Source organism: Nocardioides aquaticus (assembly GCF_018459925.1).
In the GTDB taxonomy this organism is placed as follows: Bacteria; Actinomycetota; Actinomycetes; order Propionibacteriales; family Nocardioidaceae; genus Nocardioides; species Nocardioides aquaticus.
This window is the reverse complement of record NZ_CP075371.1, coordinates 2,381,347-2,403,328: the sequence shown is the minus strand read 5'-3', so window position 1 is coordinate 2,403,328 and position 21,982 is coordinate 2,381,347. Positions and strand designations below refer to the sequence as shown.

Below are 21,982 nucleotides of genomic sequence, written 5' to 3'. Positions count from 1 at the left end.
CGGCCCGACGCCGCCCCGGCCGAGGCCTCACTACGAGGGTTCGGCGGGGGCTGCTGGGTCGGCTGGGTCGGCGGGGTCTGCCAGGTGGTAGTCCACGGGCGTGGCCAGCTGCACGGTCCGCGAGACGGTGCACAGCCGGTCGCGCGTCTGCTCGACCGCGCGCGGCAGCATCGATCGGGCGCGGTCGCCGTCGGCGCCCGCGGGGAACCCGAGGTCGACGGTGACCCGCAGGCCGGTCAGGTGGTTCCCGTCCTGGTCGCGGGTCTTGTGGCCCTCGACGGCCAGGTGCACGTGGTCGGGGTCGACCCGCTTGCCGGTGACCAGCTCGATGTCGACCGCGCTGCATCCGGCGATGGCGGCCAGCAGCAGCTCGACCGGGGTGAAGTCCGGGTCCGCGCCGCGGCCCACGGGGAGCACTCCCCCACGACCGTTGCTGGCCAGGTAGCGGCCAGCCCCGATCCTGCGCAGCTCCACGCCGCGCCAGGTGTCGTCGTGCTGCTGCTGCTGCTGCTCCGCGCTCGAGGTCATGCCCCGAGCCTGCCACCGGGAGCACCCGGCGCCGCGGAGGTCAGGCGTCGCGGGCCTCGCGGCGCCACGCGCGCAGGCCACGACGGGCGCCGGGACGGGAGAGCTCGATGTCGCGCAGCTGGGCCCGGTCCTGTCGCGACCAGGCGCGCCCCTCGGTGATGCCGTGGGCCACGTACTGCTGCGTCGTCATGATTCTCAAGTCCTCTCGTGGGCCGCGGGGGCCCGGCGTCGCGGCTCGCGCCGCGCTCTGGTGATGGTGGTTCCCGTCATGGACCAATAAGTCGGACGGTGATGACAGGTTAGCGTCGGGAGGGCCTCGACCATTCCCCGTCGAGGGGGTGACCTCGGGCACGTCGGCGACGCCTGCGCCGTGGCCCCGCCGCAGGTCAGGGCGGCGGTCGCGCGGCTGGCAGGATGCAGGACATGACCACCCGAACCGCACGCCAGATCCAGCTCGTCCGCCGTCCCGCGGGGCTGCCCACCACCGACGACTTCCGCATGGTCGACGTCGACCTGCCCGACCTCGGGCCCGACCAGGTCCGGGTCCGCAACACCGTGCTGTCGGTCGACCCCTACATGCGGGGCCGGATGAACGACACCGAGTCCTACGCCGAGCCGTACGCGCTCGAGGCCCCGATGCTGGGTGCCGCGGTCGGCGTCGTCGAGGAGTCGACCTCGGACCGCGTCCCGGTCGGCGCGACCGTCAGCCACGGGGCCGCCTGGCGCGACGCCGAGGTCCTCGACGCCGGCGCGGTCCGCGTCGTCGACGTCGAGCGGGCCCCCGCCTCGGCCTACCTCGGCGTGCTCGGCATGCCGGGGCTGACGGCGTACGTCGGCCTGCGTCGCATCGCCGCGCTGGCCGAGGGCGAGACGGTCTTCGTCTCCGGCGCCGCCGGTGCCGTCGGCTCCGCGGTCGGCCAGTTCGCCCGCCAGCTCGGCGCCGCCCGCGTGATCGGCAGCGCCGGGTCGCCCGAGAAGGTCGCCTGGCTGACCGAGGAGCTCGGCTTCGACGCGGCCTTCGACTACCACGACGGCAAGGTCTCGCACCTGCTGCGCGACGCCCTGGACCGCACCGGCGGCGGGCGCGCGGACGTCTACTTCGACAACGTCGGCGGCGAGCACCTCGAGGCCGCGCTGCTGCACCTCGCCGAGTTCGGCCGGGTCGCGGCCTGCGGCGCGATCACGACCTACAACGACCAGCAGCCCGCCCCCGGCCCGCGCACGATCGGCCTCGTCGTGCCGCGCAAGCTGACGATCCGCGGCTTCATCGTCAGCGACCACGCCGACCTCGCCGGCGACTTCTACGCCAGCGCCCCGGGCTGGGTCGCCGACGGCTCGGTCCGCACCCGCGAGACGTACTTCGAGGGCCTGGAGCAGACCGTCGACGCCTTCCTGGGGCTGTTCTCCGGCGCCAACCTGGGCAAGATGCTCGTCCGGCTCTGAGCCACCCCCCAAGCCACGACGGCGGCCCCGGTCCGAGGACCAGGGCCGCCGTCGGGCGTCGTGCCGGGTGCCGGCTACCTGCGGGTGATCCGGAGGCTGTAGCCGGAGCCGCCGCGGACGACCTCGTCACCGGGCTCGCTGACCGCCTGTGCCACGACCTTCTGGCGCCGCTCGTAGGTGCTGATGCTCGCCGCCACCTGGTCGTTGCGGACCTGGTCCTCCAACCCGGCCAGCGCCTTCTCCAGCGTCCTGCCGGGACGGGTGTAGAGGCGGTCGCCGCCGCCGACCGACAGGAAGGCCGGGTCGCCCGCGGCGCTGCGCGGGACGGCGAGGGAGAGCCTCTTGGTGGTCGCGGACCCGTCGGAGGAGGTGACGGTGACGCGCAGCGTCAGGGTGTCCCCCGCGGCGACCTGGGTGCGACGGCCGAGCTTGGTCCACCTGCCGCCGACCTTGCGCTCGACGCGGCTGATCCTGGACACCGAGGTGTCGTCGGTGACGTCGGAGTCGACGGTCACGGAGTCGAGGTCGACGCCGTCGAGCCGGCTCAGCGAGTAGACCGTGTCGGCCACGTCGAAGAGGGCGCCGAAGGTGATGTCGTCCTGCGCGGTGTAGCGGTCGGCGTAGGTGACCGCGAAGGCCTCCCCCGCCCCGTCGGTACCGGTGATCTCGACGGTCTGCAGCTCGGTGCCGCCGGTGACGCCGTCCAGGACCCGGTCGTGGTTGGCCAGCACGCCGTACAAGGTGGTCTCCGCGGTGGCCTCGTCGAGGTTCACCTCGGTGCTGCCGGTGCGGCTGCGGCCGTCGTAGGCCACCGAGGAGGTGATGGTGGCCGACGCGGGCAGGGGCCCGAAGGTGGAGGTGATCCCGGCCAGCCGGTCGTCGGTCACGGTGCCCACCGGGGCGCCCGCGCCGGCGACCTTGAACGGCGCTCCCAGGGAGTCCTCCTGGATGTAGAGCGCCTCGGCCGGGTGCAGGCTGAGCGAGGTGTCGCCGGCGAAGGAGAACGGGTGCCCGAACCCGACCACCCGGTCACCGCACACCGAGGTCACCGTCCCGACGCCGACGGCGTCCACGTCGCCGTAGTAGACGGCCGCGGCCAGGTTGCCGCCGGCGACCAGGTCGTCACCGTCGGCGGCCACCGCGGCGGCGCCCCCGCGGGCGACGCGCGCACCGCTGACGACGGCCCCGTCGCCGAGGTAGGCGTGGTCGCCGGCCCGGTCCTGGACCGCGGCCAGCCGCCGGGCCGACACCCCGCTGATGCTGACCGGCATCGGCAGCCGGGTCAGCCCCTGCTCGGCCTGGGCGGCGCTGACGGAGGAGCCCGCGGCGACGGCCCGGGCCGTACGCCCGTCGACCCCGACGCGGACCGGGGCCCCGGCGTCACCGAGGTAGTCGTCCATCTCCTCGAACGGCGTGATGCCGGCGACGGGCGAGGAGCCGTACGACAGGCCGTAGGCGACCGCGCCGATCAACCGGCCGTCGGCGGCGTAGACCGGGGAGCCGGACATGCCCTGCCAGATCCCGCCCACCCGGTCGATCTCGGGCGAGCTCAGCCGGGCCAGCACCATGTCGAGCCCCGGGGCGATCCCGTCGTCGAGGACCCCGATGACCTCGCCCGAGAAGCCCTCCGGGTCGGTCCCGTCGCTGACGGTCAGGCCGGTGACGGCGTCGCCCTGGGCGACCTCGGCCACCGGGAACGCCTCCGTGCAGTCCTCGGCCGGTGCGGCCCAGGAGCCCTGCCCGCCGCTGAGGGCCAGCAGCGTCGACGAGGCGACGACGGCCAGCGAGGTGGTGGCGACGGCGGCCCGTCGGCGGGTGCGGGAACGGGACAGAGGAGTGGACATGGGGTTCTCCTTCCGAGAACGGTGCGGGCGCGAGGACGCGCTGCCGGCTGTGACGCACCCCACCGCCGGGTGGTTGCCAGAGGCGTTGCTGGTCTGGTCCAGTCGCCCGGCGCGCGGCAGCGGCGGGGCCCTGCCTAGGCTCGGTGACCATGAGCTCCTCCGGCGCGTCCACCTCCCGCAGCCTCCTGCGCACCGAGGCCGAGCAGCGGGCCGCGCTGCTGGCCGTGCACTCCTACGACCTGGCGCTGGACCTCGCGGGCGGCGACGACCCGGGGACGGCGACCTTCGGGTCCCGGACCGTGGTGCGGTTCGCGAGCGCGGGCGGGTCGACGTTCCTCGACCTCAAGCCGGCCGAGCTGCTGTCCGCGACCCTGGACGGGGCGCCGCTGGACCCGGCGTCGCTGCGCGAGGGCCGGCTGCCGCTGGAGACCTCCGCCGGTGACCACGAGGTCGTCGTCGAGGCCCGGATGCCCTACCGCAACGACGGCGAGGGCCTGCACCGCAGCGTCGACCCGGCCGACGGTCGCGCCTACCTCTACGGCATGTCGTTCATGGACGCCGCGCCCACGGTCCTGGCCTGCTTCGACCAGCCCGACCTGAAGGCGCCGTACCGGCTGCGGGTGCGGGCCCCGCGGGAGTGGGTCGTGGTCGGCAACGGCCGCGCGACCCGGACCGGGGACGACGGCGACGTCGCGCTGTGGGAGCTGGCCGAGACGCAGCCGCTGTCGACGTACTTCGTCACGCTGGTGGCCGGGCCGTACCACCTGGTCAGCGACCAGCACGACGGCATCGCGCTGGGCCTGTCGTCGCGCGCGAGCCTGGCAGGCGCGCTCGAGGCGGAGGCCGAGGAGCTGTTCACGCTGACCCGGCAGTCGTTCGACGAGCTGCACCGGCTGTTCGGGATCCGCTACGCCTTCGGCGACTACCACCAGGCGTTCGTGCCGGACTTCAACGCCGGCGCGATGGAGAACCCCGGCTGCGTGACCTTCCGGGACCAGATGCTCTTCCCCGACCGCGTCACCCGCGCGGCGCGGGTCAACCGCGCCTCGACGGTGGCCCACGAGATGGCGCACCAGTGGTTCGGCAACCTGGTGACGCCGCGCTGGTGGGACGACCTGTGGCTCAACGAGTCGTTCGCGGAGTACCTCGGATGGCGGGTGATCGCCGACGCCACGGTCTACGACGACGCGTGGGCGCAGCGCTCGCAGGCGCGCCGCCAGTGGGGGCTGCACGCCGACCAGCGCCCGAGCACGCACCCGGTCGCCGGCAACGGCGCCACCGACGCGGTCGCGGCGCTGCAGGACTTCGACGGGATCTCCTACGCCAAGGGCTCGACGGTGCTGAAGCAGCTGGCCTCGCGGATCGGTGACGAGGCGTTCCTCGGCGGGGTCGTCGACCACCTGACCCGGCACCGGTTCGGCAACGCGACCATGGCCGACCTGGTGGCGTCGTGGGAGGGCGCGGGCGCCGGTGACCTGTCCGGCTTCACCGGGAGCTGGCTGCGGACCGCGGGCCTGGACACGCTGCGGGTCGAGCGGCCGTCGAACGGGTCGGGCGGGACGTCCGTACGGCGCCTCGGGCCGCGCGAGTGCGGCGACCCGGGCGACGAGGCCGTCCGCGAGCACACCGTCGTGGTGGCCGTCGCCGAGGAGCACGGCTGGACCACGTCGACCGTCGAGGTGGCCGCGGACCTGACCGACCTGCCGGACGTGCCGCCGGGTGCGGCCGTCGTGCTCGACGCGGCGGAGGACACCTGGGCGGCGAGCTGCGCCGACGCCGCGACCGTGGCCGCGCTGCGCGGGGTGCTCCCCCGCACCAGCGACCCGATGCTGCGCACCGCGGCCTGGAACAACGTGCGCAGCGGCTTCCACGCCGCCCAGCTGGACCCGGCCGCCGTCGTCGACCTGGTCGTGGCGGCTCCCTACCTGGCCGACCTCGGCGACACCGGCACCCACGTCGACGCGTGGACCACCGGGACCCTGCTGCCGCTGGCGCCGGCCGGCTCGACCCGCCGGGTGCACGACGCCGTGCTCGGAGTGCTGGAGGCGGCGGAGGGGGACGACCGGCTGCGGGTGGTCCGCGGTGCGGTCCGCACGGCCGAGGACCCCGACCTGCTGCGGCGCTGGCTCTCCCCCGATGGGCTGCCCGCGGGAGTCGACCTGGACACCGACCTGCGGTGGCGGCTGCTCGGTCGGCTCGCCGAGATCGGGGCGAGCGACCGCGACGAGCTCGACAGGACCCTGGCGGCCGACCCGAGCACGACCGCGACGATCGCGCACACCCTGGCCGTGGCCTCCCTGCCGGACATGGAGGCCAAGGCCTGGGCCTGGCAGCGCCTCACCGCCGAGGCCGACGTGCCCAACCACGAGGTCCAGGCCGCGGGTCACGGGCTGTGGCGTCCCGGCCAGCAGGCGCTGACGGCACCGTACGTCGAGCGCTACGTCGCCGACCTGCCCGCCACCGCGTCGGTGCGCAGCGGGTGGCTGCTGGCGTTGGCGGCGGAGGCGTTCTTCCCGCGCACCCACCTCGACGACGCCAGCGCCAAGCTGCTGCACGGTCTGCTCGAGCACCCCGACGTGCCCCCGCCCGTACGCCGGCGGGTGGTCGACAACCTGGACGACCTGGACCGCCAGCGTGCCGTGGCCCGGGCCTTCGGGGTCGAGGTGACGGCGTGAGCGCGGGTGCGGCCGGTGGGTCGCGGGCGCGGCGCCCCGGGCCGACCGTGCGGACTCGGGTCGTCGAGCAGCTCGCGGACGACGACGCCCCTGACGGCACCCGCGAGAAGCGGCACGAGGACCGGCTCGCCACCGAGGAGCCGTTGGAGGTACGCCTGGAGTGGCCCGGCCGCGAGGCGCACCGGGTCTGGGTGACCATGCGGACCCCCGGCCACGACTTCGAGCTCGCCGCCGGATGGGCACGCCACGAGGGTCTGGTCGCGACGCTGGACGACGTGGCGCGGGTGGCCTACTGCACCGACGAGAGCCTGGACCCCGAGCAGGAGTTCAACGTGGTCACGCTGACCCTGCGCGCTCCCCCGCCGCACGAGCCCGGCCCCCGTAGCACGGCGGTCTCGGCCGGGTCCTCGGCCTGCGGCGTCTGCGGCGCCGACAGCCTGGACGCGGCCCTCTCGGTCGCCCACGGTTCCGCCTGGACCGGAGAGCTGCCGTCGCCGTCTGTCGTCCGCGGCCTTCCCGACCGCCTGCGCGAGCGCCAGCAGGTCTTCGACCGCACCGGCGGCGTCCACGCCGCCGGCCTGGCCACCGCAGCCGGAGAGCTGCTCGTCGTGCGTGAGGACATCGGTCGCCACAACGCCGTCGACAAGGTCACCGGCGCCCGGCTGCTGGCCGGCGACCCGGTGGCCGACGCGTGCCTGGTGGTCAGCGGGCGGGCCGGGTTCGAGCTGGTGCAGAAGGCGGTGGCCGCCGGGATGGGGTCGCTGGCCGCGGTGGGGGCGCCGACGAGCCTGTCGGTGGACCTGGCGAAGAAGGCCGGGCTGGGGCTGTGGGGGTTCACCCGGGAGCGGCGGACGGTGCGGTACGTCTGAGTGTCACGGCGCGGGGCGAGGCGCCCGCATCGACTGACCAGATCAGGACCGTGGCCCGGGAGGGTCGCCGGACGGGGGCTGACACCTCTCGTCAGGATCTGCCTGATGGCGGTCGAGCGATGAAGAGTCAGCGGGATCCGCACTGCTGCTGGCGATCGCCCTCGCCCGGCGGAGAACCTCGTCGACGACGTCGGCGAGCGGTTCGGTGGCATCGATCAGGATGCCGTTCTTCGGGGTGTCTTCCTTCGTCCGGTGCAGTCGCAGGATGAGGTCGCGTTCCGGTTGCTGCGCGCCGAACTCGTGCTCCGGTCGCTGATCGAGTCTCCGGTTCAAGGTCTCCAGGTCGGTGTCCAGGACGAAGACCCCGTCGAACAGGTCCTGGAACGTCGCGAAGTTCCGCGAGCCGCCGCAGAAGAAGGTGAAGCGCTCACTCTGGTCGGCGACCAGCGCTCGGACCCTGTGGACGGGCCACAGGTGGTGCCAGTGGGACGGAACATCCGTCGGCTCACCCGTCTCCGGGTCCGCCTGGTAGGCCAGCTCGGTGTCACCGTTGATGGCGTGGAAGCCGCGACGGCGTAGTTCGTGGCAGACCGACGTCTTTCCGGTGCCCGACACGCCCTCGATCAGGTAGTTCCGAATGCCCACCGCTGGACGGTAACCGGCCGACCACCCGCGGGATGGTGTCCAAGCGTTGCCAACGCGGCCCTTAAGCAGTGCGGGGGGCCTTCTTCCCTGGACGGGGTGGCTTGCGAACCCGCCCGCCTGTGCCGACTGCCGGACGGTCACGAACTCGCTACATCCGCTGCGGAGCATGGTGACGTGAGGCGACTGTCAGCGACGCGCGTCCAGCTCGTCGAAGGCGACGTGGCCCCGGTGGACGACCTCTGCGACGGCATCGCCGTCCGCGCGGCGGATGCGCCAGTCGAGTTGCAGAAGGATCTGTGTTGCGACGAGTGCCGCAGCCCACTCCCAGCCGACCAGGTCGAGGATCTTCGTCCACAACCGGCTACGGACGCCGTCCATCGGGTCGTGGAACGTGTGCCACTGGAGGGTGACGAGATCGGTCGCGCGGGTGCCGCTTCCTGCGTTCTCGATGTCCACGACCGCCACCACGACTCCGCCACGCGTCAGGACGTTGCTCGGGTTGAGATCTGCGTGGACCATGTCGGGCGCCCGTGGTGGCGGCGGCAGGTTGGCACATGCAAGAAGCAGGCGCTCGACCAAGGCCGACACTGCGGAGGAGTACCCGGAGAGTCCGGCGACGGTGGCCTCCTGGCCGGTCACGACCCGCCACGCGTAACTCCAGTGGTCGTGGGGTTCGCTGGCCTGGCCAGCCTGCAGCGCGTTGATCTGTATCAACTGCTCGGCGAGCGACGTCGTCAGCTCTTGCGCGGGGACCGCGTCGACGAAGTCCATCAAGTGCCACACATGAGTGGTGGTGGCCCCCACTCCGAGCCAGGCCGGTGTCGGGTAGCCGAGTCCACGCATGTGCTCGACGACCTTCTGGGCTCGCCATGTCTCCCGCAACTGTTCGGAATGCGTCCGAGGCGCTGCCTTGAGCACTGCGTCTGCTCGTCCGGCCACTTCGACGCGCATCGCGCCGGCGTTGACGCCACCGGGGAGGCGACTGAGCAGAGTGATCTCCGACTCGACCACGCGCACTACGTCGGCTAGGACCTCGGCCGGCAATGCTGCGGGATTCACACTCCGCAGCATGCACGAGATGCACTCCCTTGCTGAGCCGCGTCCCTGCTCGGCCATGGCCGCGCTGCGCGCAGCTCCCCCAGACGATCGGCTCGCGAGCGACCCGGTGACCGATGGCTGTACGGCCCCGCGATCGGAACCGTCTTTCTGGGTGCTGGTCGTGGCCCTGGTCCTGCCTACAGTCCGGGCGTTCGGGGGCTCCAAGGCCAGGGACGCAGGCATGCGGCTGCGGGAGCGACGATGTACGTAGCAGGTGTTCGATGACCCGGAGCGCAACCGCGCCATGGTTTTCCTGCTTGATTGTGGACTGTGGTCGTTCCTCACCGCCCGACGTGGCGGGTGGGACCTCATGTTGTTCGGGGAGGCCGGCCACCCCGATGGTGATGACCCTGCTCTGCACCGTGGTGGCTCTCGGCCCGATCGTGGTAGGACCAGGTCTTCGGCTGACGGCGAGCCACTGGCGGCATGGTCGGTCGGGCGAGTCTCAGCAGTCGGCGTATCGCCAGCCATTGCTGTCGAGGACCCAGGCCTCTCCTCGACGGTTGAGCGCCGGTCCTCGAAGGTGTAGGTCACGAGCGCGAGTTCTTGGTCGAACTTCGCCTTGAACGTCGTGATGTTCTGGGGCTCTCCGAAACGTGTTGCGGACTGCTTCACCTGCATCGACAGCCCGTCCTCAAACGAAAGGTTGCGGCAGAGATCGACTTGCATGCGGTAGACAGACTCGTGATCGCCGGTGTGGAAAGCGTCGTTGTACCTCCGCACGGCAGTGAACGGGCGCTTCTCGTCGGACGTCTCCGCCTTAGTCCCTGAGGACGCATGCAACTGGCACTAGTTCCCACCCCCGATCCACTGGTTCGTCGTCATCTGGTTGGCGGGGTTTCCTTGCTTGTTGGCCCGATATCGCTCGGCCTTCTCGTTCTCGCGACGCGTCTTGACGGTGGCCTTTCGCGCTTCCGCGAGTGCGGCTTCTCTCGGCGTTTCGGCCCGTCGTCGGAAGAACTTCATGAGACTGAGCCTATTGCCTGGGCAGGGCCGCTTGGCGACGCTGACGGCCGCCCTAGCCCGATGCGGTACTCGCACGCTCCGCGCGCCCAGGGGTCACTGGCGCGCTCCGCAACCCGATGGTCGACCGGCTGCCCCTGGACGTCGACGGTGTCGGCGCGCACGCCGCGCGACGTACGAGCTGCTGGGGGTGGTTCCGCGCCAGGCGCTGGTCATGGCGTGACGGGCGTGGGGTTAGCCTCGGACCGAGCCCCGGCACGACCCGTCAGGAGACCCGCATGGACGACCGGTCCGTCACCCGTCTGGTCGGGGTCTACGACGCCGACGGCGGCCTGCTCGGCGAGGCGGCGTACGTCTGGGGCAAGTTGCGCGGGACCCGCCACTGCGCCCTGTGCGACATCACCCACGGGCGCGTGCGGCGCAGGCCCGAGTGGGACAGCATGGTCGCCGACCTGGGAATGCCAGTGGACCTGCTCCACCTCGATGAGATGCCGCCGGACGTGCGCCGGGCGGTTGCCGCGTGCGGTGCCCCGGCGATCCTGGCCCGGACCGCGGCCGGCCTTCGGCCGCTGATCGTCAGCGCCGAGCTCGACGCGCTGGAGGGCTCGGTCGCGCGGCTCGGCGACCTGCTCCGCGGACGGCTGGCCGCAGACCGCGCATGACCGCGTCGGGCCCCGGCGGATGGGTGGCCACGTTCGCGTGGGTTGCGGTGGTGCTGTTGTACGCCGCCCTGTCGAGCGTCTGGACGGCGCACGACCCGGGCTGGTACGCCCGGCTCTTGAAGCCGTCGCTCCAGCCCCCTGACGTGGTCTTCGCGGTCGTGTGGCCGCTCAACTTCCTGGCGCTGCTGGGGGTGGGCGTGTGGTTCACCCGCTCCGCTGCGGCGGCTGCGGTATGGCCCGCGACGCTCGTGCTTGCGGGCTCCGCGGTCGCGGCGCTGGCCTGGGCGTGGCTCTTCTATGTTCCACACCGGATCGGCGCCGCTACGGTCGCGCTCGCCGTGGCGGCGGCCCTCACCTGGGTGCTGGTGGCGCTCGTCATTCGCTCGCTGCCCTGGGCGGGTGTGGCCCTGGTGCCGTACGCCGTGTGGCTCAGCGTTGCCACCGCCCTGTCTGTGCAGTACTCCCGGCTCAACTGAGCTGCGACGTCACACCATCGGGACTGCCGTAGCGGGTATGGGGCGCGTGAGGAGCAGGCAGCGCTTCACGGCGGCATGACGACCTAGTGGCCGAATCGCTTCGAATCCGCGCCGCTTCGACTGTTGGCCATCAGAGGGACGCGGTCGACAGTCTTCCTGCCCTCGTGGTGGACAAGAACAATTTGCTGGTCGCACTTACAGAACCAATGCCGACCTTCGTCGGTCAGGATTCCTCCACCGGGGTTCATCAGCCTGTCACCAGTTCGCGCAGCAGTCCCAAGAACGCGGCCGTCATCGACTTGGTTGGCTCTCGATCAATGACCGGTGGCACCCCACCACCAAGGAGGTTCGCAACGCAGCGGGATTCTATCTAGCCCGCCAGCCCGGACAGGGTTCATCTGCCACCAACGGCAGCAGCCGTTCCTTGCTTCCAGCGAAGGTGAAGGCATACCTAACTGAGTACTCCGAGCCAAGTTCCCGCTGTAAGTCGCGGCTTAACCGCATGCCTTGCTCATCGAAGTCGGACATGTCGGAGTTGCGTTCGCCGCCGTCCCAGCCGAGGTACTGGTACTGGCCAGCCCAGGCCAGCAGGCGCAGGCGTAAAGACTCTGAAATCGGCAGCGAGTGTTCGAGGTCTTCGGCCTCTTCTTCTCCCGTAGCGGGAAGCGGCCGAAACGGGTCGCCCCATAGGGCGAAATCACAGCCCAGCTCTGCGAACATACGCACTCGATACGGCTTCACGACACCAGATCCAGTTGCTCTACAGGGCCAAGGGGTTGCGGCCAAAGGACGAACTCGACTTCGAGAATACCCTGCCCTACCTCGACGACCGCCGCCGTGAGTGGCTGAGGGACTCACTGCAACAAAACTCTGCCCGGCCACCTGTGGATCAGGTCCCTGTAGAAGGGGCACTCGAGGCTGGCTGACCGCTCCTGACAGATCCGTCGCCCCGCAAGCCGAACCGGCCACGGCGATGCACGCACGGTGGTCGGTTCCGCCCACTGTTGTCCCACAGGGGATCCCCGACCGGTAACAATTTCGGTGTCGGCGACGAGGTGCGCAAGCCGCTCATACTGTCGGGGTGACCTATGACGAGCTCGGCGAATCGATCCGATTGATCGAAGGAGTGCCGGTGGCTGGGCGGGAGCGACTGACTCGGCGCCGTCGCTTCTTGCCCGTTGCAGTCGACGTCGACCACGACGTCGCCGTGACGATCTTCTTGCGACGCGCGCACGGCGGCGCCGAGTTCCAGGAGCACACTCTGGCCCGCACGGGCGAGGGGTGGCGCAGACTCGGCGGCGGCGGATGGGGAGTTGAGTCCTTGGACGAGCTGACGTCGGTGCCGACGTTCGAGGAGCTCGGTGGCTACGCCGCGGTAGAGGGTGGTGGGAGCTCGAGCGTGAGCCTCCTCGAGCGGCCTGCCTCTGGCGCTCGGTGGGTACATCACGCGCTGATCAGGACTACCGGCGCGGTCACCGCAGTGACGGTTGGTGCTGAGAGAGTGGTGACTGTCCCCGAGCACGGGCGGGTGGCTGTTGTATGGAGGGATCGGCCGCAGATGCAGGTGTCCCTCCTGGGCCCCAGAGGCGAGGTGTTTCAACGATTGAAGCTGTCGGCCGTTGCTGATCCCGCTGACCTTGGGTGAAGCGACCAACTTCGGCCGGTCGCATCAATCCCCAGTTCCGCGCAGCCAAGCTCGAATCTTGTCCCCGCCGATGTCGATCTCCTGGGCGCCGTATTCTGAGGCCATGCGCCTGCGACCCCTGGGTTGGGAACTCGCGATGTTTCTGGTCGCGTTCAACGTGCTGGCTGTCGGTCTCGCCATCGGCTCAGAGTCGGTCGTCGTGGCCCCGATCGTCGTGATGGCCGCTGCAACCCCAGTCTTGCTGCTGAGTCTCCTCATCAGACTTGCAGTAGGCATCGCTGCCGAGCAGCAGCGCGCGAAGCTTGTCCGTTCGCTCGACCACGCCTACTGAGGGCCACCTACTTTTCTGTCCCGTATTGGCACGCTCTGCGAGCCGCTCCGCCAGCCGCACAGAACCTGTGGTCGTGACAGGCCGCTCGGCCGACGGGGCGCTCATAGACTGGTCGTGTGCTGGAACTCGTGTCGCCGGACGCGGCTCTTCACGCAGCCTGGTTGGAGTCACACCGCGAGTGGGGGTCAGGCCAGCACGAAGACGGCTTCGGCGTGGGCCCCGCTGACGACGTCGAGACCCCGCAGGGCTTCGCGACATGGGTGGACGAGCTGCTGTCCCGACCGGCTCACGTGTGGTGGATCGTCGACGATCACCGCGTTGTCGGTGGCATCACCCTCCGCGCATTCACCAACGACTCGGTGCAGCGCCTTGGCCATGTCGGGTACGGCGTGCAGCCATCGGCTCGCGGCCGAGGAATCGCTGCCTGGGCGCTCGGTCAGGTCGTCGAAGTCGCCTGGACCACTGGCATGCAGCAGGTCTTACTTGTATGCAGCGACTCGAACGTCGCATCCATCAGAACAATCGAGAGATGCGGCGGAGTGCTCGAAGTGGCAGTGCAGGATGCACACGGGCGCGAACGGCGCTATTGGATGGTCCGCAGGACCCCTTGACCCGCGGCTGCACGTACCGGCCTTGTCGCGTCTCGGTAGGTGACCGACTGCTGCACGCTCTGCGAGCTAGCTGTTCTTCAATGGCGCCCACGACGCCTGGTTGGGCGTCGCCAGCGCCAGCGCCTCAGCGAGGCGGCTTCCCGCGTGAATGTGCTCTGCCGACGAGCGGTCGCGGAGCGTGCCAGACGGGATCCAGCACCGGCACGTCTGCAAGCCGATGGACAAGCAGGTCGAGCTACCCACCTAGACTATTGGTGACCATTGGGTTACTAATACAGGGTGGACATCTTCGGCGCCCTCGCGGATCCGATCCGCCGCGAACTGATGCGACACCTCGCCGCCGGCCCGGCACGGGTGGTGGACCTCGCCGCGCAGCACCCGATTAGCCGTCCAGCCGTGAGCAAGCACCTTCGCCTGCTGACCGAGGCCGGCATCACCGAGGTTGAGGAGCGTGGGCGGGAGCGGCACTACCGGCTGCGCCCCGCGTCACTGGCGCCCCTGCGCGAGTTGCTCGCCGAACTGCAGGCAACCCCTTTCTCCGAGGCCGATCTCGACGGACTCGACCTCGAGGTGCGGCGCACGTCGCGCGAGCGGCGCACCAGCGCCTTGACCATCTCGGCACCACACTCGACCGAGGAGCTGGCATGACCTCAGCAACCGGCCGCCGCGAAGTCCGTCAGGGGACGTCGTACGTGGTCTACACCCGGACCTTCGTAGCGCCGATCCACGACGTCTGGGCTGCTGTCACAGAGCCCGAGCGTCTCGAGCGGTGGATCGGCACGTGGACCGGGGACCCGGTTACGGGCGAGGTGGACTTCTACATGACGGCAGAGGGCGAAGACGTGCAGCCTGAGCGGTACCGGCTCGAGGTGTGTACTCCGCCGACCCGCCTTGTTGCACGGACCTGGGCGGACGAGGAGCCCGACACGGTCTGGCACCTCGAGCTCGACCTGGCCGAGTCCGAGTCCGGCGTCACGACCCTGACGTTCGCGCAGGCAATGACCGACCCCGACATCGCCGAGAACGTCGGCCCCGGCTGGGACTACTACCTCGACCGTCTCGTCGGAGCGGAGCGCGGCGAGGGCGCAGACTCCGTCCACTGGGACGACTACTATCCGGCCCTTGCCGATCACTACCGCCGCGAGTTCGGGCCCCATCCAGCGAGTTGATCCGCTCGCGCTCGCAATGGGGGGCCCGCGCCGCGGATCGCCAGGGCCGTGGGAGCCCTCAAGCAGCCGAGTTTCACCGATGCTCCGGCTCAGACCAACGCGGTCACGAGCCGGGCAGTGCGGCAGGTCGCCGGCCGCTGGTGGCCACTTCGGGAGTCTCAGTACGGGATGGGCTACTGGTCACCCATCGTGTGTCTAACCGCTGACAAGCGACCGCGCGATCAGAGTCGTCTTCCTGGGTTTACGACGCGAGCAGTTGGCGAGAGTACGGCGGGAGGTCGGGCAGCCTCGCGGTCCAGGCACGGTGGTCAGCGGTCGATCGCGAGAAATCGGCGCAACGCCTCAGCGCCCTCAATGACAACGTCGCCGTCCTGTCGCACGTAGGTGGCCGGCGTGACCACCACGCGCTGTTCATCGACGCCGATTTCGCCTTGGCGCGTGTGCTGCACGATCCGGCGCTGGCCGTTCTCGAGGTAGCCGGTCTTCCGGCTCACAGCCGCCGAGGCGCGGTTGCCGATGATGAAGCCGGAACCGCACTCCAGAGCGCCGAGCTCGTCGAAAGCGAACCCGACCACGAGTTGACGCATCAAGGTGCCGGTGCCTCGTCCATGGTGGGCCAGACCGAGCCAGGAGCCGGTTTCGACATGACGCGTGAGCGCGAAGTCTCGAGCGTTCAGGTCCTGCATGCCGACGAGCTCACCGTCTCGCCGCACGGTCAGTGCCAGGCGCCAGTGCGCGGGCGCGAACTGGGCTCGCTGTGTCCACCACCAGGCCAGCGACGTCGTGGGGAACCCGTCAGGTGCGCCGGGGGCGAACGGCTGTTGATGCCAGTCATGGAGAAAGGGCATGGGCTGTTCGGGCGGCTGAACGCCGCCTCCGACCAGGTCGACGAGCTCGGGGAGGTCGTCGTCACGCAGGACTCGGAGCTCGATGGGGCCGCTGGTGACACGTAGTCCGAACGGGGGAAAGATCTCCTCCAGTGAGAGCATGCCCGATTCTCTCCGCGTGCGTGGGTCTAGTGACAACGGGTTTCGCAAGCGTCGGTCCTGCCGACCCAAGGCGTGATGGCTGCCCTGGTGGCCGGCAGTCACTCCCCACGCGACTGTTTGCCGTGCGGCTACCGGAACGGGTTCGTCCTGCGCTTACCGCATCCGCGAGACGACGACCGCCGTCACGCGGCCCACCGTTCCGGATCAAGTGTGTCCTGCGGGGACGTGGCCAGGACGAGCGGCTAACGCCGGGCACCACCTGCGGAGGGAACGCACGCAAGCCCGCGTGCGACGCACTCACCGGTCGCGACGATCACGCAAGCACGGATCAGGTGTGAGAATCGGTCGATGAAGGCAGTCGAGGTCATCACCAACCTGCACACCGACGACGTCGAGCACGCTCGGGAGTTCTTCCAGTTCCTCGGGCTGACCGACGTCGGCATGAACCAGGGCTGGGTGGCCCGGTTCAGCTCCCCGGACTCTGACGCGTGCGTCCAAGTCGTGACGCGCGACGCGACCGCACCGGAGGACTCCGTCATGACCATCAAGGTCGACGACGTCGACACGGCGTACGACGAGGCGCAACGACGCGGCTACGAGATCGTGCACCCGATCACCGACGAGGTCTGGGGCATCCGTCGCTTCTTCGTTCGGAGCCCCGACGGCCACGTCATCAACGTCGCCATGCATCACCCGTGAGCTGAACCCGCACCTCGCCGCTTGGCTCCCACACGGGATCGGCCTACGGCGCGCTCCGCGAGCCCATCGGTGTCCGGGCGTAGGTGACAATCGGTTGATGGATGGGGAACGAGAGACTCACTCCCGCGTCACTGCCGGGATGCGGGAGTTCTGGTGGACCGAGACCCTGTGGACGGCCGCGGCCGGCCTGCGAGTGGTGCCAGTGCCTATCGCCGAGTTCGATCGAAACTGTTGGTTCGGCACCCCTCCGACCTGTCGTGGTGGCTGAGCACGCGCGTCGCATCGAGGTGGCCGACCTGAGCCACCCGGTGATCCTGAACAGCGACGGCGGTCTGATGGACGGCGGTCACCGGATTGCTCGGGCGTGGCTCGATGGGCGCACCGACGTCGATGCTGTTCGCTTCGAGGTTGACCCCCCGCCGGACTGGTCCGTCCCCGACATCAAGTGACCACACCGACTCTCGGCAGATCCGGGTGTTCCGTAGGAGCAGCCATTGCCGGTGACGGATCGGCTCGTGAACCTGCCGGTGACCGATCCCCCATGGCACGCTCCGCGAGCCGATCGGTCTGCTCGCGCGTCCGGCGCGGCAGTTGCGGATGGCGTCGACCACGAGCTGCAGCGCGTCGAGCCGAGGGGCTGACCGCAGAGGGTCCGGTTCGTGGCGGTGCTCGTCGTGACACCTCTAACCTGAAAGACATGTCTGCGGAGGCGCCTGTCGTCGGATGTCTGATCGTGGTGGACATGCAAAGGGCCTTCGTCGAGGGTGCAGGCGCCTCACCGCACGTTCTGCAGCTGTTGCCTGCTGTCCGTCAGCAGCTTTCCGCCGCACGGCGGGCCAATGCGTTGGTCGTTCAACTGCAGAACGACGGTGCTCTTGGCGCACCAGATGAGCCAGGGTCCTGGGGCTGGCAGCTGTCGCTCGAGCCAGCGTCAACCGACGTTGTGATCCGGAAGAGCGAAGACAGCGGCTTCGTCGGTACGAACCTCCACCTGCTGCTCCAGGAGCGCAGCGTCACCGCAGTGTCCGTCTGCGGTGTCATGTCCGAGATGTGCGTCGCAGCGACCGCCAGAGACGCGATGCGGTGGGGATACGAGGTGGTGTTGGCGCACGACAGCCATGGGACCTACCCGGTCCCTCCGTACTCGTCGGGGGAATCCGAGGTGCGCGCCGAGGACGCCGCGCGTGCTGCTGAGTGGTCGCTCGGCGACGGCATCACCATCCCTGCCCACGGAACAGACGTCCGTTTCCTGGCGCCAGCTCCCGGCGAGAACTGCGCCCGGATGCTGTGACCGTCGTGGCTCGGCGCTAGCCGATCGTTGACTGGGCATGCGAACCCGAGCTGGCAGGGATCCGATGCATCAGACCTTCAACGACAGACCCGGCCGGCAGCAAGGCAGCAAGGCAGCAGAGCAGCAAGGCAGCGTCGAGACGAAGCCCAGAACGCGCCAAGCGGACTGACTCCGGAACCGGCAGTCAGATCATGCTCAGCGATCGAGCAACGGGCGTACCCCGACAAGCAGCGTGCTCATGACGCACCTCCCGAAGTGGGTCCGGCAGGTCCACGAGCTTGCAGCCGGCCCGGGCATCGGGCCGTGGCCGAGTGCACCAGCCAGCACCCAGTTCGCCTCCCGTCGCAAGGCCAGGTACGCGACCCATCACGATCCGGTTGTCGCGGCTGTGGCGCTGACGGTCTACTCCGAGATCAGCCTTGGTCCGCGGGCCGGCTCCGTCGAGGGTTGCTGCTGCCCGGCCGTCCCCGGGCTGCTGGCGCCGGCCGCCGGGCCTGTCCGGTTCGCGGCCGTGTTGGCGGGGTCGGCGTCAGCTGCCCGCTGCGGTCCTGTCCGGCAGCGAGAGCCTGAACGTCGCCCCGCTTCCGGTGGCGCCCACGGGCGTCGGCAGACAGACGAGGTCACCGCCGTGCGCGCGGGCGATCCCACGCGAGATGGGCAGTCCCAGCCCGGAGCCGGGCCCCCGCGCGTCAAGGCGTACCAACCGCTCAAAGACGCGTTCCCGCTCCGCCTCCGGCACCCCCGGCCCGTCATCCGCGACGTCGACGTGGACCTCACGCCCGGCCCGCGACACGCGAACGTCGACCGCCCCCCGGTCGCCTGTCGCGGCCAGGGCGTTGTCGACGAGGTTGCCGACGACCTGCGCCAGCCGATCCGGATCTGCCTCGACCGACGCCGCCGAGCCTGCCCGACGCAGGGTCGCCACCGGGTGGGCGTGCCGGCGGGCAGCCAGCACCCCGTCGACGAGGTCGACCAGGTCGATCGCCTGTCGACGCAGGTCGAGCCCGCGGTCCACCCTGGCCATCGTCAGCAGGTCGTCGACCAGACGCCCTGCCCTGCGGGTCTCGCGGACCAGGGTCAACAGCGCCGCCTCGCGGGCCGCGCGGTCCGGGTCGTCGCGCAGCAGGTGCTCCGCAGTGGCCTGGATCCCCGCCACCGGGGTCCGCAGCTCGTGGGCGGCGTCGCCGACGAAGTCGCGCAGCCTGGCCTCGGACGTCGTGGCGCGTTCCTCGGCGCCGACCACCGCGTCGAGCATGTCGTCGAAGGCCGCGGCGGTCCGCCCGAGCTCGGTCAGGGGGTCCTGCGGCCGGATGCGACGGTCCCGGTCACCCCCGGTGATCGACCGGGCCACGGTGGTGATGCGGTCCAGCGGACCAAGGGCACGACCGACCACCGCCGGGACCACCAGCGCGGTGCCGAGCAGGACGAGCAGCGCAGCAGCGACCAGCACGACGAGCACCTGCCTCACCGTCGCCCGGGCCTCACCGGCATCGGCGAGCAACAGCACGGTGCTGCCGTCGTCCAGGTCCGCGGAGACCGACAGGAGGTCGCCGCTCTCCTGGACGCCCTCGTCCGGGGTGGGCAGGGACGGGGGCGAGGGGCCACCGAGCGGGCCGGGGAGTGGGTCCCCTCGTTCGACCTCGGTCCTGTCCTCCGTTCCGGCGGCCTCACCGGGGGCCAGCCCGACGGTGTCCGCCAGCGGTCCCTCGCGGTACTGGTCCCCGTCGGTGGTGAGCACCACCGAGACGCCCTCACCCTCGAGTCGGCGGGCCAGGTCACGGTCCTCGACCTGGTCGTCGAGCGCGGTGGCGACGGCGGCGCGGTCGAGCAGGCGCTGCCGCAGCTGGGAGTCGAACCGCTCCCGCAGGGTCAGGGCGGTCGCCGCGACGAGCACGAGCAGCATCACCGCGACCAGAACGGTGACGACCACGGTCACCCGGCGCCGCAGGGACGGGGTGCGTAGACCGCCTGCCGGGTCCCGTGACCCAGGTGTCCGCGGGTCAACCACGGGGGGCACGCATGACATAGCCGAGCCCGCGCTCGGTGTGGATCAACCGCGGGCCGTGGGCCTCCATCTTGCGCCGCAGTGCGCTGAGGTGGACCTGCACGAGGTTGTCGGCGTACTCCTCGTAGCCCCAGACCTGGCTGAGGATCTGGGCGTTGGACAGGACTCGGTCGCGGTGCTGGGCCAGGAAGGCCACGAGGCGGAACTCGGTGGCCGTGAGCGGCAGGTCGTGTCCGCCGCGGGTGGCGCGACCGGCGCCCTCGTCGACCTCGAGGTCGTCGACGGTGACGGTCGTGGAGAGCGCGCCGGTTCGACGCAGGACGACACGTACCCGCGCCAGCAGCTCCTCCACCACGAACGGCTTCGCCAGGTAGTCGTCGACGCCCACGTCGAACCCGCGCAGGCGGTCCTCGACGGCCTCGCGGGCGGTCAGCATCACGATCGCGGCGCTGCTGCGACGTCGTACGACCTCGACCAGCGCCGGCCCGTCGCGCCCAGGCAGCATCCAGTCGAGGACCACCAGCGCGGGCGAGAACCCGGTGACCTCGCGCTCGAGCTCCTCGCCGTCGGGCACGCCGCGGACCGCGTACCCGGCGCCGACGAAGGAGCGCTCGAGGGCCACCCGGATCGCGTCGTCGTCCTCGACGACCAGGATCCGCGGCCCCGTGCCGTCACGGGCCGTGCTGCGGGTCGTGGTGGAGGGCGGCAGGGGCGAGGACGGCACGGCACCCAGTCTGCCGCCGTGCGGCTGAAGAGCACCTGAAGAACGTGGCGGGATGGCCCGTTCTTCAGGTTCCCCGCAGGTGGGGTCACCAGGTTCGTCCTTGTTCCCACCTCGGCCGGCAAGCCTGCCGACGAGGACACGCAAGGAGGAACCGTGATCGATCTCCCGTCCCTCGGCCTGGTCGACCTGGTCGTGCTGGCGCTCGTCGTGGTGGCCGCGGTCGGTGCGCTGCGCGCCGGACGCGGGCTGCTGCCCGTGCTGGGCGCCTCGCTCGGCACCGTCGCGTTGGCCTGGGTGGCTGCTGTCGCCCTCACCGCCTGGGGTCCCCCGCCCCTGGCAGGCGAGGTGCAGCGCAGCGCCTTCGCTCGGGCGCTGCCGATGCCCGTCGCCGCGCTCGACGACCTCGGGCAGCTGACCGGCGATCGCCCCGGCGCGCCGGGAACGCCCTGACCCCGACCCGTCTGATCCACCCAAGCCGCCCGTCCCACCCGTTCCAGGAGGAACCGTGAAGAACCCCTTCCGCCGTCCCACCACCACCCACCCGGCCGTCCCGTCCGGCCCGGCCTTCTCGCAGGGCGACACCCAGCCGATCACCGTCGGCAGCTGGCACCCCGCTCAGGCCGATGACACCGTCATGCTCGCCGCCGGTCGCCCGCGGCGCGGGCGTCGTCTCATCGCCGGCGTGGCGGTCGGTGCCGTCGCCGGCATCGGCCTGGCCTTCTCGGTGCCGGCGTTGGCCGACTCCGGCGCCACCGGCGCGAGCACGTCCTCCCCCACCGAGGCCTCGCTGGCAGGTGGGGGAAGCGCCGGTGGCGCCGACTCCGCCTCAGGCGACGCTCCGGCTGCCGGCACCGGTGCGACGACCTGCCCCGCGCCGCCCGCGCCGCCCGCGCCCCATGTCGAGGGCGGCATCCCCCAGCCTCCTGCCGAGGGCGAGCTGCCCGTCCCAGCCGCCCCGCCGGCCGGGGGTGAGGTGCCGGCCCCGTCGGCTGAGGGTGAGGTGCCGGTCCCGCGGGCCGGGGGTGCGGTGCCGGCCCCGTCCGTGGAGGACTGCGGGCCCCTCGGTCCCGGGTCGGCCACCTGCGACGCGACCGAGGGTGCCCCGCTCCCGCGCGCGGACGGTCCGGGGACCCCGCGGGAGGCGCCGACCATGCGGGACGAGGCCGTCCCGGCCCCCGCGGCCTGAGCGGTGCGTGCCCGGGGCTGGGCCGGCCTGAGCCGCCCGGCCTTCGGGAGCTCCTGCAGGAGGAGGCCGGCGGCGTTCTCGGCGTTCTCGACCTCCTCGGCCCGGCGCGGCGTGAGACGGAGCGCCGGC

The 21,982-nt window shown here is 71.0% G+C and carries 25 protein-coding genes; 15 read left to right on the top strand and 10 right to left on the bottom strand.

Annotated elements, in window-relative coordinates; translation table 11 throughout:
- Window positions 1–30 precede the first annotated feature (30 nt).
- Window positions 31–528, bottom strand: coding sequence for an OsmC family protein (locus ENKNEFLB_RS11635; protein WP_214055588.1), 498 nt, complete (start codon window positions 526–528; stop codon window positions 31–33).
- Window positions 529–568: 40 nt separating this feature from the next.
- On the bottom strand, window positions 569–718 hold the full coding sequence (locus ENKNEFLB_RS11630) for a hypothetical protein (RefSeq protein WP_214055587.1): 150 nt from the start codon (window positions 716–718) through the stop codon (window positions 569–571).
- A gap of 233 nt (window positions 719–951) precedes the next feature.
- On the opposite strand from ENKNEFLB_RS11630, the gene ENKNEFLB_RS11625 reads away from it, so the two are divergent.
- Window positions 952–1,971 carry an NADP-dependent oxidoreductase gene (locus ENKNEFLB_RS11625; protein ID WP_214055586.1) on the top strand — a complete coding sequence of 340 codons (1,020 nt, stop codon included), beginning with the start codon at window positions 952–954 and terminating at the stop codon, window positions 1,969–1,971.
- Window positions 1,972–2,045: 74 nt separating this feature from the next.
- Here the strand turns inward: ENKNEFLB_RS11625 and ENKNEFLB_RS11620 are convergent, their stop codons facing one another.
- On the bottom strand, window positions 2,046–3,815 hold the full coding sequence (locus ENKNEFLB_RS11620; protein ID WP_214055585.1) for a SpoIVB peptidase S55 domain-containing protein: 1,770 nt from the start codon (window positions 3,813–3,815) through the stop codon (window positions 2,046–2,048).
- Between the two features lie 149 nt (window positions 3,816–3,964).
- On the opposite strand from ENKNEFLB_RS11620, the gene pepN reads away from it, so the two are divergent.
- On the top strand, window positions 3,965–6,490 hold the full coding sequence (gene pepN, locus ENKNEFLB_RS11615; protein WP_214055584.1) for an aminopeptidase N: 2,526 nt from the start codon (window positions 3,965–3,967) through the stop codon (window positions 6,488–6,490).
- Window positions 6,487–7,359, top strand: a complete 873-nt coding sequence (locus tag ENKNEFLB_RS11610) for a formate dehydrogenase accessory sulfurtransferase FdhD (protein WP_246535489.1) — start codon at window positions 6,487–6,489, stop codon at window positions 7,357–7,359. The genes pepN and ENKNEFLB_RS11610 overlap by 4 nt, the downstream gene beginning before the upstream one ends.
- Before the next feature lie 42 nt (window positions 7,360–7,401).
- Here the strand turns inward: ENKNEFLB_RS11610 and ENKNEFLB_RS11605 are convergent, their stop codons facing one another.
- The 3 genes from ENKNEFLB_RS11605 to ENKNEFLB_RS11595 form a co-directional block, all read right to left on the bottom strand.
- A complete protein-coding gene (locus ENKNEFLB_RS11605; RefSeq protein ID WP_214055583.1) occupies window positions 7,402–8,004 on the bottom strand; it encodes an AAA family ATPase in 603 nt (200 codons plus the stop codon).
- A 186-nt stretch (window positions 8,005–8,190) separates the two neighbouring features.
- Complete coding sequence (locus ENKNEFLB_RS11600; protein ID WP_214055582.1) at window positions 8,191–9,015, bottom strand: phosphotransferase family protein; 825 nt, start codon at window positions 9,013–9,015, stop codon at window positions 8,191–8,193.
- 876 nt (window positions 9,016–9,891) lie between these two features.
- Window positions 9,892–10,068: a hypothetical protein gene (locus ENKNEFLB_RS11595; protein WP_214055581.1), complete on the bottom strand. Its 177-nt coding sequence runs from the start codon at window positions 10,066–10,068 to the stop codon at window positions 9,892–9,894.
- Between the two features lie 275 nt (window positions 10,069–10,343).
- Between ENKNEFLB_RS11595 and ENKNEFLB_RS11590 the strand changes: the two genes are divergently transcribed.
- Together ENKNEFLB_RS11590 and ENKNEFLB_RS11585 are read left to right on the top strand one after the other, a co-directional pair.
- Entirely contained in the window at window positions 10,344–10,727 is a 384-nt protein-coding gene (locus ENKNEFLB_RS11590; RefSeq protein ID WP_214055580.1) for a hypothetical protein, read from the top strand.
- 23 nt (window positions 10,728–10,750) lie between these two features.
- Window positions 10,751–11,203, top strand: coding sequence for a TspO/MBR family protein (locus tag ENKNEFLB_RS11585; RefSeq protein ID WP_214055579.1), 453 nt, complete (start codon window positions 10,751–10,753; stop codon window positions 11,201–11,203).
- A 366-nt stretch (window positions 11,204–11,569) separates the two neighbouring features.
- Here the strand turns inward: ENKNEFLB_RS11585 and ENKNEFLB_RS11580 are convergent, their stop codons facing one another.
- Window positions 11,570–11,923, bottom strand: coding sequence for a hypothetical protein (locus ENKNEFLB_RS11580; protein WP_214055578.1), 354 nt, complete (start codon window positions 11,921–11,923; stop codon window positions 11,570–11,572).
- A 361-nt stretch (window positions 11,924–12,284) separates the two neighbouring features.
- Between ENKNEFLB_RS11580 and ENKNEFLB_RS11575 the strand changes: the two genes are divergently transcribed.
- The 5 genes from ENKNEFLB_RS11575 (at window position 12,285) to ENKNEFLB_RS11555 (ending at window position 14,959) form a co-directional block, all read left to right on the top strand.
- A complete protein-coding gene (locus ENKNEFLB_RS11575) occupies window positions 12,285–12,848 on the top strand; it encodes a hypothetical protein (protein ID WP_214055577.1) in 564 nt (187 codons plus the stop codon).
- Window positions 12,849–12,951: 103 nt separating this feature from the next.
- Window positions 12,952–13,179, top strand: coding sequence for a hypothetical protein (locus ENKNEFLB_RS11570; RefSeq protein WP_214055576.1), 228 nt, complete (start codon window positions 12,952–12,954; stop codon window positions 13,177–13,179).
- A 116-nt stretch (window positions 13,180–13,295) separates the two neighbouring features.
- A complete protein-coding gene (locus tag ENKNEFLB_RS11565; protein WP_214055575.1) occupies window positions 13,296–13,790 on the top strand; it encodes a GNAT family N-acetyltransferase in 495 nt (164 codons plus the stop codon).
- Window positions 13,791–14,069: 279 nt separating this feature from the next.
- On the top strand, window positions 14,070–14,438 hold the full coding sequence (locus ENKNEFLB_RS11560) for an ArsR/SmtB family transcription factor (RefSeq protein WP_214055574.1): 369 nt from the start codon (window positions 14,070–14,072) through the stop codon (window positions 14,436–14,438).
- Window positions 14,435–14,959 carry an SRPBCC domain-containing protein gene (locus tag ENKNEFLB_RS11555; RefSeq protein ID WP_214055573.1) on the top strand — a complete coding sequence of 175 codons (525 nt, stop codon included), beginning with the start codon at window positions 14,435–14,437 and terminating at the stop codon, window positions 14,957–14,959. The genes ENKNEFLB_RS11560 and ENKNEFLB_RS11555 overlap by 4 nt, the downstream gene beginning before the upstream one ends.
- A 308-nt stretch (window positions 14,960–15,267) precedes the next feature.
- On the opposite strand, the gene ENKNEFLB_RS11550 is transcribed toward ENKNEFLB_RS11555, so the two are convergent.
- The gene (locus tag ENKNEFLB_RS11550; protein ID WP_214055572.1) at window positions 15,268–15,948 is read right to left on the bottom strand and encodes a GNAT family N-acetyltransferase; all 681 of its coding nucleotides are present in this window, start codon (window positions 15,946–15,948) and stop codon (window positions 15,268–15,270) included.
- 348 nt (window positions 15,949–16,296) lie between these two features.
- On the opposite strand from ENKNEFLB_RS11550, the gene ENKNEFLB_RS11545 reads away from it, so the two are divergent.
- The 3 genes from ENKNEFLB_RS11545 (at window position 16,297) to ENKNEFLB_RS11535 (ending at window position 17,938) form a co-directional block, all read left to right on the top strand.
- The gene (locus ENKNEFLB_RS11545; RefSeq protein ID WP_214055571.1) at window positions 16,297–16,647 is read left to right on the top strand and encodes a VOC family protein; all 351 of its coding nucleotides are present in this window, start codon (window positions 16,297–16,299) and stop codon (window positions 16,645–16,647) included.
- A 260-nt stretch (window positions 16,648–16,907) separates the two neighbouring features.
- Window positions 16,908–17,096: a hypothetical protein gene (locus ENKNEFLB_RS11540; protein WP_214055570.1), complete on the top strand. Its 189-nt coding sequence runs from the start codon at window positions 16,908–16,910 to the stop codon at window positions 17,094–17,096.
- 248 nt (window positions 17,097–17,344) lie between these two features.
- A complete protein-coding gene (locus ENKNEFLB_RS11535; protein WP_214055569.1) occupies window positions 17,345–17,938 on the top strand; it encodes a cysteine hydrolase family protein in 594 nt (197 codons plus the stop codon).
- A 529-nt stretch (window positions 17,939–18,467) separates the two neighbouring features.
- On the opposite strand, the gene ENKNEFLB_RS11530 is transcribed toward ENKNEFLB_RS11535, so the two are convergent.
- Window positions 18,468–19,868, bottom strand: coding sequence for a HAMP domain-containing sensor histidine kinase (locus tag ENKNEFLB_RS11530; RefSeq protein WP_214055568.1), 1,401 nt, complete (start codon window positions 19,866–19,868; stop codon window positions 18,468–18,470).
- A gap of 70 nt (window positions 19,869–19,938) precedes the next feature.
- Window positions 19,939–20,667: a response regulator transcription factor gene (locus ENKNEFLB_RS11525; protein WP_246535488.1), complete on the bottom strand. Its 729-nt coding sequence runs from the start codon at window positions 20,665–20,667 to the stop codon at window positions 19,939–19,941.
- Window positions 20,668–20,820: 153 nt separating this feature from the next.
- On the opposite strand from ENKNEFLB_RS11525, the gene ENKNEFLB_RS11520 reads away from it, so the two are divergent.
- Window positions 20,821–21,117, top strand: coding sequence for a hypothetical protein (locus ENKNEFLB_RS11520; RefSeq protein WP_214055567.1), 297 nt, complete (start codon window positions 20,821–20,823; stop codon window positions 21,115–21,117).
- Window positions 21,118–21,172: 55 nt separating this feature from the next.
- Window positions 21,173–21,853 (top strand): hypothetical protein, encoded by a 681-nt coding sequence (locus tag ENKNEFLB_RS11515; protein ID WP_214055566.1) that lies wholly within the window; start codon window positions 21,173–21,175, stop codon window positions 21,851–21,853.
- The last annotated feature ends 129 nt before the right edge of the window (window positions 21,854–21,982 follow it).